We start from the raw sequence: 9,776 nt of genomic DNA on the forward strand, positions 1-9,776 counted from the left end.
GTCGACATCGCCGTGCCGGCACAGTCGCTGGAGAAGGCTCTGAACGAGGTCTCCCGCAAGACTCACGTGGACATCCTGTTCAGCCCGCCGCTGGTCAGCCAGCGCACCTCGCCCGAAATTCGCGGACGCATGTCTGCCAAGGAGGCGGTGCAGCATCTGGTCGCCGGCCTTCCGATCGCGGTGGTCGAGAATGGAGCGGGCGGCCTTGTTTTGCGCCCTTTGCCGGCAGCGCGGCCGAGCCGCGCAGGCACTGAAGTTGCCGATATCCGCGGAACGGTGGTCGATCGAGCCACCGGTGCCCCGCTGACGGGCGCGACTGTCCATCTCCAAGGTCGCAAGGAAGTTGCCCAAACTGAATCGGACGGCTCCTTTGCAATCCGTGATGTTCCGGCGGGCGAGTATGTCGTCGAAATCGACTACGTCGGCTATCCGACCAGTACGCAAACCGCGTCAACCGGAACGCCGGGGTCGACCGTTTTTGCGATGATCAGCGATCTTGGTAACGACATCACGGTGAACGGTCAGCGTATGGCGGACCGCCGTGCGCTCCAGACGAAGAAGGCGGCAGACAACCTGCAGGAAACGCTGGTCGCCGATGACGTCGGCAAACTGCCCGACCAGAATGTTGCCGAAGCCGTGCGGCGTCTGCCTTCGATCTCAGTCGCGAACGATCTCGGAGAGGGCCGCTATGTGATCATCCGCGGCGTCGATCCCAACCTTGCCAACGTGACGCTTAATGGACAGACCGCGCCAGGGCCGGAGCCTGAAGGGCGTCAGGTCAAGCTGGACACCATTCCGTCGTCGTTGATCGGTTCGGTGCAGGTGATCAAGAGCCTGACCGCGGACCTCGACGCGAACGCGATCGCAGGCCAGGTTAACATCAACACGCTGAGCGCTTTCGACCGCAAGAAGCCCTTCGTCTCGCTCAACCTGACCGGAGGCTACAACCTCTCGAACAAGAAGACCCCGTTCGAGGCCGATCTCTCGGCGGGCCGGGTATTCGGGTCCGATGACCAGTTTGGCCTCGTGCTGGCGGTGAATTACTCGCGGCGCCCGATCCGATCGCAGGATCTGCTCGGCACTTCGAATTGGGTTGATGTCGGAGGCGCGACGCTGCCTGACGATTTCAGGCTGCGCGACACTAATGTCGTGCGCAAGCGCTTCAGCGCCGTCATGAACTTCGACTGGCGTCCCAGCGACACCGCGAAGATGTACCTGCGCTCGACCTACTTTGAATACCGTGATCGTGGGTTCCGCGATCAGACGCGATATGCCCTGCCTGTAAGTACGGCAGGCGCCGTCACGCAGACCAGTGACACTACCGGTACGATCACCGGGGTCCGCTCGACCACGCTTATCCGATACGCCATCGAGAACGAACAGACCGTCACCGGTTCCGCCGGCGGTGAGTTCGAGCTTCCGGTCGGCACTCTGAGCGTGGACCTTGGCGTCAGCCGGGCTCGCAAGGACGACCCATACCAGAACAATTTCCAGTTCCGGACCGCGGCGAACCTCACGGCCACTTACGATCTCGGCCAAACGCTGTTCGAGGTCACGCCATCCGAAGCCGCCTATGACGCCAGCAAGTACACCTTCCAGCTCCACCGCGCCGACGTGCGCGTGTCGGAAGAAAAGCTGTACCAGGGCCGAGTGGACTATCTGCTGCCTATCGGCATCGGTGACGACAGCTCGATCAAGGTCGGCGCGAAGTACCTTAAGCGCACCAAGATGAACGACCGCGATTCCAATACGTGGAATGGCGCCAGCGGTCTGACGATGACGGACTTCGCTTATCTTGGCGACGAGACGATCTATGGCAACCGCTACCGGTATGGCCTTCGCGCCAATTATGATGCCCTCGCATCGTACTTCGCGGCGAACCCGTCGCGCTTTACCCGCAATGCCGCGACTAGCATTTCAGACTCGATCTCGTCAGACTACGAGGTCAGCGAGCGCATTCTCGCTGGCTATGCGATGGTCACCCTGAAGGCCGGTGGGCTAACCGTCATTCCGGGTGTCCGGTTCGAAAGCACCAAGGCGTCTTACAAGGCCAAGGAGTACACTGCGGCATCGACTGCCGATCAGGCATACGATTCATTCGGCGGTACGAGCTACTCGGACTTCTTCCCGGGCATCACCGCCAAGTACGAGGTGAACCCTGACCTGTTGCTGCGCGGCGCGGTGACCACTGCGATCGGCCGTCCGAATTACCAGGATCTGGCACCGTACGTCATCCTCGACGACACCGAGGTGACCCAAGGCAATCCAGACCTCAAGCCGCTGAAATCACTGAACCTGGACGCTGCGATCGAATACTATCTGCCGGGTCAGGGCATCCTGTCTGCAGGCCTGTTCTACAAGCGCATCGACGATCCGATCTACACGCAGACCACTGCGGAGACCAACTATCAGGTGGTCGGACAGACCATCGCTCAGGCGACCGTGACCCGGCCGATGAATGCGACCCGTTCGACCATCAAGGGTCTGGAGCTCAATGCCCAGTCCCAGTTCACCTTCCTGCCAGGGTTCCTGAGCGGGTTCGGCATAGGTGCCAACGTCACCTTCATCGATGGCAAGGCCGAGGGTGTTCTCAACCGCGCCGACAAGCTTCCGCTGTTCCTGCAATCCAAGGTCGTCGGCACTGCGCAGCTCTTCTACGAGCGCAAAGGTCTTTCGGCACGCGTGGCTTATTCCTACCGTTCGAAGTACCTTGCCGAAGTCGGCCCGGATGCGTCGCAGGACATCTATGTCGACAATTTCGGCCAGCTTGATGCCCAGGTCAGCTACCGGTGGACGGACAACGTCACCATCTTCGTCGAAGGTGCCAACCTGACCGATGCGCCGCTGCGTCGCTTCACTGGTATCTCCAGCCAGCTGAATGAGAACCAGAAGTACGGTCCAACCTTCCGCGGCGGCGTGCGCGTGCGCTTCTGAACGCACCGACAGTAAAGGATAGCTCAATGCACTACATTCGCCGGGCGATGCTCGCCCTGACGGCCTGTGCCGTCTCCATGACCACGCCCCTGGTTCCTGCCCATGCGCAGGAACCGGAAGGCATGACCCTCGAGCGGGTCGTTGGCCTGATGCGTCACGGCGTGCGTCCGCCGACCAAGACGCCGCCGCTTCCCGATGGCTATGCCAAGGATGCCTGGCCGAAGTGGGATGTTCCGGCAGGGCATCTCACGCAGCGCGGCGCCGATGCACTGGTGCTTCGCGGGCAGTACAACAAATCCGACTTCGTCGAACGCGAGTTGCTTTCAGCTGGGTGTCCGAAAACTGGCGAGGTCTATTTCTGGGCCAACATCGAGCAACGCACAATTGCCAGCGGTGAAGCCACGGCGCAGGGCATGTTCGCCGGATGTGGTGTGGAAACCCACCACAATCCGCTGGGACAGCAGGACCCGCTCTTCTCGGCCGGCGGCGCGAAAGCGGTAGCCTTCGATCAGCAGAAGGCGCTCGCAGCAATTACCGCACGATTTGGCGACGTCCAGAAGATTGCGGACGCCAATATCGCCGACCTGAAATTGATGCAGTCGGTGCTTGGATGTTGCGCCCCGCCGCTCTGCGACAAGGCCAAGCTCGAAGCGTCCTGCACGTTCACCGATCTTCCCAGCACCGTCGCCATGGGCATTCGTCCCGGGGCACGGCCTCGCCTGACGGGCCCGCTCACGGTTGCCGGGACGTATTCGCAGAACTTGCTTCTCGAATATCTTGAGGGGCGGCCGATGACCCAGGTTGGCTGGGGCCGGGCCGATCGTGAGACAGTCGAGACCCTGCTGCGCTTTCATGCGCTGGAGTACGAGATCGTCAGTCGTCCGCCGGCGGTTTCCTATCCGCTTGCAACGCCGCTGGTTCGCAGGATGCTCGACGCGCTGGCGCCACAGGCGAAGTCTGGCGCCGCACCGCGCGGCGAAAAGCTCACCATGTTCTTCGGCCATGACAACACTCTGGCTCTGCTTGGTGGGTTCCTGGGTGTCCATTGGAAGCTCGCCAGCTATCCGGGCGATGATTCTCCGCCGAACGGAACGCTGGGTTTCGAACTGTTGAAAAACGCGAAGGGTGAGCGTTTCGTCCGCACCTTCTACGAGGCCCAAACCATGGACCAGATCCGCAACCTTGAGCCGCTCAGCAACGATAACAAGCCGGCTCGTCAGTATCTCGAGCTTCCGGGGTGCAATGCCAGCGGCGATGCCTCGCCGTGCCCCTTGCGCAAGTTCCAGACGCTGCTGGAAGCCCGTCTGGTGAAGTGATTGCCGGGCGTGTAGCGGGGCACAGACAGGCGGAATGCCTCGGCCGAGCACCGCTACGCGCACGATTTCTTCCGCGCGGGTGACGCCGACCGTCTGCGATCAGATCGGCCGCGACTGCGGCGCAGCCTGATACGCCAGTGCTTTTGAAATGGTTGGGACGTGATGAAACGGATCCGTGTGGAGCCGCTGCTGGTCGGCGCGTGCGCGCTGCTTAGTGGTTGCTCCGTGGTCGCGCCTTACGAGCGGCCCGCCGTGGCAGTACCGGCCAGTTGGCAAGGCGATTCTGCCAGCGCAATGCAAGCCCAGCCTGTCAGTGCAGGATGGTGGCGCACTTTCGCCAGCGCGGAACTCGACAACCTGATGGATCGGGCCTTCGCGGGAAATTTCATGCTCGCAGCCGCTGAAGCCAGGATTCGGCAGGCACAGGGTCGCGCCCTCATCGCGGGCGCTGCCGTCAATCCTTCTCTGCAGATCGGCGGCTATTACGTCGAGGGCGGGCGTACGGTGGGAACGACCGCGCGGCGTGTCACGGCGCAGGCTAGCTATGAAATCGACTTCTGGGGCGCCAACGCGGCGGCTCGCGGTTCTGCCAATGCGAATGTGCAGGCCAGTGCGGCAGACGCCGCGACCGTGGCGATGACACTGTCGGCGCAAGTCGCGGAAAGCTATTTCACAGCCCTGTCTCTGCGCGAGAGGATCGAGATCGCTTCCGACATGGCACGCGAGGCCCGCGCAATGCTGCGTCTTGTCGAGATCCAGCAGCGCTCGGGCACCGCGACCTTGATGCAGGTTCGCCAGCAAGAGACCATTGTCGCGGGGCTCGATGGCCAGGTGTCGTTGCTCGAGCAGCAGCTGCAAAACACGGTACATGCACTTGCGGTCTTGGTCGGCATGTCGCCGCAGGGCTTCGCTCTGGCTCCTGCAAAGCTGGACGATGTTGTGCGCCCCAGCTTCTCGGAAGATCCACCTGCAAGGCTTCTCACGGCAAGGCCGGACATCCGCGCCGCAGAGGCGCGTCTGGTCGCCGCAAACTTTGATGTCGGCGCCGCTCGGGCCGCATTCCTGCCGAACCTGTCCCTTTCCGGGGAAGCTGGCATCGCGACGGCCAGCACTGCGCGGGTGTTCCCGCTTTCGCTGGTTGCCGGGATCGGCGGGGCAATGCTGGCGCCTGTCTTCCAGGGTGGGCGTCTGAAGGGGCAGATGCAGATGGCAACGGCCCGACAGGACGAACTCATTGCTGACTACCGTCAGGCGATACTAGGGGGCTTCCGGGATGCGCAAGACGCACTCAGTGGACTGACCGCGCTGCGTCGGCAGGAGGCTGCGGCGAATGCGGCGCTCGCTGCTGCGGCTCAGGCGGATTCGCTAGCGAGGTTACAGTATCGGCTCGGCAGCTCGGATTATCTGACAGTGCTGACCACGCAACAGGCGCTCTACAGAGCGCGCGACACCTCCGCATCGATCCGTCTGGATCATCTGCTGGGCATCGTCAGCCTTTGCCGGGCTCTGGGGGGAGGCATGGATGAGCAGACGATGGTGAGGTCGGCGCTCGCCGAACACGCAGCAGGCGAAGCTGCCCTGACGAAAGAAGCACAGTGATCGAAGCGAATGAGTATACTGCGCGTCACAGGTCCACCCTGGCCTGGAAAGTCGCCGGAATAGGCACTGCCGCGATCCTGGGTATTGCGACGATCGGCGCTTTCAAGGCTAGTGACGTTGGCGCTTCCAATGCGACCAAACAGGTCGCGCCAATCCCCGTCGTTGTTGCACCAGTGTCCATTCGCGACTTGCCGGTCTGGCTGTCAGGCAATGGCAGCGTGACACCTATCAATATTGTAGATGTCAGGCCGCAGGTTGAAGGGCAGTTGATCGAGCTGCACTTCGTCGAAGGGCAAGACGTTCAGGCCGGGCAACTGCTGGCGCGCCTGGATCCACGGCCCTACGAGGCAGTCCTGGCGCAGGCCAATGCGGTACGATCAAGGGATCAGGCGCAGTTCGCCAATGCCGGACAGGAAGCCGCGCGCGCCGAAGTTCTCGCGCAGGCCGGAGCTGGAACCTCGCAGAGCCGCGACGCGGCAAAGGCGCAAGCTGCGGCATTGCGCGCCGCCCTTCTGGCAGATGGCGCCTCCATCCGATCGGCGCGGCTCAACCTTGAGTTCTCCAGGATCACCGCGCCGATAACTGGCCGCGTTGGCATCCGTCAGGTGAGCCGGGGTAGCATCGTCAGGACAAGTGATCCCACGGGGATCGTCACGATCACGCAGATGGCGCCGATCTCGGTGATTTTCACTCTCCCTCAGGATTCCCTGAGTCAGGTCATCGACGGACAGGGCAAAGGTCCGCTCGAAGTCTCCGTGGTCGATGCAGACGGGCAAACCCCTCTGGCACGCGGCAAGCTCTCTGTAGTCGGCAGCGCGATCGACCCCGGCAACGGGCAGTTCCAGCTGCGCGCTCAGTTCGATAACAAGGACAGATTGCTTTGGCCGGGCGCCTTGGTGTCGGTCAGGGTACGGGCTCGCACTGAGCGTGGGGCTGTGGTTGTGCCCGAACAGGCAATCCTGACCGGCGAAACCGGCACCTACGTCTATGTCGTCGACCACCGCGGAATTGGCCAGGTCCGCACGGTGAAGACCGGACCAAATGGCGATGGGTTCACCGTCATTCGCGAGGGGCTGAAACAGGGCGAGATGGTCGTCATCGATGGCCAGTCCCGGTTGTCTCCGGGCGCTGCGGTGCAGGTAAAGCCTGCTGTCGGCCAAGGCGCACGATGAGCGTCTCCAACCTCTTCATCCAACGCCGGATCGGAACCTGCCTCCTGGCGCTGGGAGCGTGTCTGCTTGGACTGGCAGCCTATTGGGCGCTGCCGATTTCCGCGATGCCGCAAGTCGAGTACCCTACGATATCCGTGTCGGCGAACCTGCCCGGTGCCAGCGCGGATGTCATGGCGGCGTCTGTGGCGACCCCGCTGGAGCGTATGCTGACGAACATTCCCGGGGTAGTCGAGATGACTTCCTCCAGTTCGCTCGGGCTGACGCAGATCACGCTGCAGTTCGATCTGGATCGTGGCATCGATAGTGCGGCGGCGGATGTCCAGACGCAGATCAACGCCGCGGCGGGCCTGCTTCCCAGGAACATGCCGAACCCGCCGACATACCGGAAGGTAAACCCGGCGAACGTCTCGATGATCTCGCTGGCGATCACTTCGCCAACTCTGCCGCTGACCGAGGTCAACCGACATGCGGAGAGCCAGATCGTCCAGGCGCTCTCCCAAATGCCCGGGGTGGGACCCATCGATTATCACGGCCAGATGCGTCCGGCGATCCGCGTCCGCATCGATCCGCGTCGCCTTGCGGCCAGAAACCTGACGATGGAGGATGTGAGGAGCGTCATTTCTGCATCCACCCTCAATGCACCCAAGGGTTCGTTAGACGGGCCACATCAGGCAATCGTGCTGAACGCATCCGACCAGTTGCTGGATGTCGATGGTTATCGCCGCCTGGTCGTCGCTCACCGCAATGGTGCGCCGATTGAACTGTCGCAGATCGCCCGGATCGACATTGCGGCCGAGGACACCCGGCAGGCAGCCTGGTTCGAAGGGCGCCGTGCGATCATCATTGACGTGAACCAGAGCCCGGGAACGAACGTCGTCGAAACGCTCAAGGGCATCAAGGCCAGGCTGCCGGCACTGGCCGCCGCCCTTCCGCCATCTGTCCAACTCGACATCGTGGCGGACAGGACGCAGACGATCCATGCCTCGGTCGATGACGTGCAGATGACCTTGATGATCACCATCGGACTGGTGGTGCTCGTCATCCTGCTGTTCCTGCGCAATCTCTGGGCGACGCTGATCGCCAGCCTTACAATTCCCCTGTCGCTGATCGTCACCTTCGCCGTGATGTATGGCCTCGGTTACAGTCTGAACAACCTGTCGCTGATGGGGCTGACGATCGCAGTCGGCTTCGTCGTCGATGACGGGATCGTCGTGATCGAGAACGTGATGCGCCATGTGGAGGAAGGGCGGTCCCCGTTATCGGCCGCAATCGAGGGATGTCGCGAGGTCACCTTCACGATCGTGTCGATGACGGTTTCATTGATAGCAGTCTTCATCCCCATCCTCGCGATGGGCGGGATCGTGGGGAAGATCTTCCGAGAATTCGCGGTCACCATCAGTGTCGCGCTCATCATGTCGGCAATCGTATCACTCACGGTCACACCGATGCTGTGCGGATGGCTGCTGCGTCGGGATATGCCCGGCGATACCGGCCGGATCGGTGCCCGACTTGAACAGGGGTTCGCCCGGATCACCGCCACCTATGGCCGAGCGCTGGACTGGGCCCTGTGCCACCAGCGCGCCACGATGGGCTGCTTCCTGGCCACCATCGTGGTCACGGTTGGGCTATACGCTGGAATGCCGAAAGGCTTCTTCCCGCAAGTCGACACGAGCTTCGTCCTCGGCACCGTGAGGGGCCGACCTGATATCTCCTTCAAGGCAATGTCCGAGCGTCTGAACGCGGTGGCGAAGGTCGGGATGGATGATCCCGACGTGGCCACCGTGGACTACTGGGTCGGACCTAACCCGACCATGAGCGATGCCCGCATCATCCTCAATCTGAAGCCTATGGACCAACGCGAGAGCTCCGCGGATGAGATCATCGCCAGAGTGAGCAAGAAGGCGGCCGAGCACTATGGGGTCACTCAAGGGCTTCAGGTCCGGCAGGACATCCAGATCGGCGCGCGGGTCGGCATGGCTCAGTATCAGTACACGCTGCAGACCGGAGATGTGGAGAAACTCTACAAGTGGTCGGCCGCGCTCGAGACTAGGTTGAAAACCCTCGATGCTCTGCGCGATGTATCTTCCGATCGGCAGCAGGCGGCAACAAGCCTCCTTCTCGACATCGATCGCAACATGGCCTCGCGGCTTGGCGTCACTGTCCAGGATATCGACAACACGCTGTACGATGCATTCGGCCAGCGACAGATCGCAACCGTTTTTGCGCCAGCAAGCCAGTATTATGTCGTTCAGGAGGTCGCCTCGGAATTCCAGTTGGACGAGCGCGCCTTGCAGAACTTGTTCGTGCGCTCCGCATCGTCCGGCCGTCTCGTACCCTTGAGCCTGCTCGTGAAGCTGCGCAAAGGCATTTCTCCGGTCACGATAGCTCACCAGGGGGTGTCCCCGGCCGTGACGGTGTCATTCAATGTCGCCGACGGCTTCGCGCTCAGCGACGCTGTGCAGGCCATCGAAAGCGCCAGGCATGATGTGGGCGTGCCGGACGAGGTTACGGGATCCTTTCAAGGCGCAGCCCGTGCCTTCCAGGCCTCGCTCAAATCGCAGCCATGGCTGATCGCGGCGGCGATCGTGGCGATCTATATCGTGCTGGGCGTGCTGTACGAAAGTGCGATCCATCCCCTAACGATCATCTCGACACTGCCATCGGCAGGGTTGGGGGCGCTGCTGGCCCTGGGCCTTACAGGCAATGACCTGTCGATCATGGGGATCATCGGCATCCTGCTGCTGATCGGCATCGT

At 62.2% G+C, this 9,776-nt stretch carries 5 protein-coding genes; all 5 read left to right on the forward strand.

The genetic code is table 11. The features are described from left to right. Positions 1–2,934 (forward strand): TonB-dependent receptor (locus LH128_RS02925; protein WP_008828085.1); only part of this gene is annotated, 2,934 nt, incomplete at its 5' end. A gap of 26 nt (positions 2,935–2,960) precedes the next feature. Further along, positions 2,961–4,250 carry a histidine-type phosphatase gene (locus LH128_RS02930; RefSeq protein ID WP_008828086.1) on the forward strand — a complete coding sequence of 430 codons (1,290 nt, stop codon included), beginning with the start codon at positions 2,961–2,963 and terminating at the stop codon, positions 4,248–4,250. 177 nt (positions 4,251–4,427) lie between these two features. Next, on the forward strand, positions 4,428–5,849 hold the full coding sequence (locus LH128_RS02935; protein WP_172704915.1) for an efflux transporter outer membrane subunit: 1,422 nt from the start codon (positions 4,428–4,430) through the stop codon (positions 5,847–5,849). After that, positions 5,846–7,021 carry an efflux RND transporter periplasmic adaptor subunit gene (locus tag LH128_RS02940; protein WP_008828088.1) on the forward strand — a complete coding sequence of 392 codons (1,176 nt, stop codon included), beginning with the start codon at positions 5,846–5,848 and terminating at the stop codon, positions 7,019–7,021. Before LH128_RS02935 ends, LH128_RS02940 begins: the two co-directional genes overlap by 4 nt. Next, positions 7,018–9,776 (forward strand): efflux RND transporter permease subunit (locus LH128_RS02945; protein WP_008828089.1); only part of this gene is annotated, 2,759 nt, incomplete at its 3' end. The genes LH128_RS02940 and LH128_RS02945, both read left to right, overlap by 4 nt.

This window comes from Sphingomonas sp. LH128 (assembly GCF_000293195.2).
GTDB lineage: Bacteria > Pseudomonadota > Alphaproteobacteria > Sphingomonadales > Sphingomonadaceae > Novosphingobium > Novosphingobium resinovorum_A.

Bases quoted from the DNA above. Each gene is read 5' to 3' on its own strand.
- LH128_RS02930 (WP_008828086.1), top strand. From the start codon at position 2,961: ATGCACTACATTCGCCGGGCGATGCTCGCCCTGACGGCCTGTGCCGTC.